The organism is Arthrobacter humicola (assembly GCF_022803015.1).
GTDB classification, from domain to species: Bacteria; Actinomycetota; Actinomycetes; order Actinomycetales; family Micrococcaceae; genus Arthrobacter; species Arthrobacter humicola_A.
Genome location: NZ_JAFKON010000036.1, coordinates 1 through 479, shown reverse-complemented (window position 1 = coordinate 479; position 479 = coordinate 1). Strand labels below are relative to the sequence as shown.

Here is a 479-nt window from a genome sequence, read left to right as displayed (position 1 = left end):
GACCAGGATGCCGACGGAGTCGTCGTGCGCTTCGAGCGGGCGCCCGAGGAGCGGTTCACGCTCGTGGTCGCCGCCGACGGGATCGGTTCGCGAACGCGCGGACTCGTCTTCGGCGACGAGCCGCAGATCCGCTCGCTGGGGCTCGAGACGACGTACGGCACGATCCCCCGCACCGCCGCGGACGACGACTGGTGGCGTTGGTACTCCGCGCCGGGCGGCCGGTCGATCACCCTGCGGCCCGATCCGCACGGCGCGATCCGCGCGACGATGTCGGTGGTCACCGACCGCGAGCGCCCACGGACCGACCGCGGCGATGTCGACGCGCAGCGCCGCCGCTTGCGCGAGACCTTCGCCGATGCCGGCTGGGAGGCGGCGCGCGTGCTCGACGGCTTCGACCGCGCGGAGGAGCTGTACACCGACGCGATCGGTCAGGTGCGGGCTCCCCGCTGGTCGAACGGTCGGGTCGCGCTGGTGGGAGA

At 73.9% G+C, this 479-nt stretch carries 1 pseudogene; it reads left to right on the top strand.

The window, feature by feature from the left end:
* Positions 1 to 479: pseudogene (locus ARTB_RS21340) on the top strand (FAD-dependent monooxygenase); the annotation flags it as partial.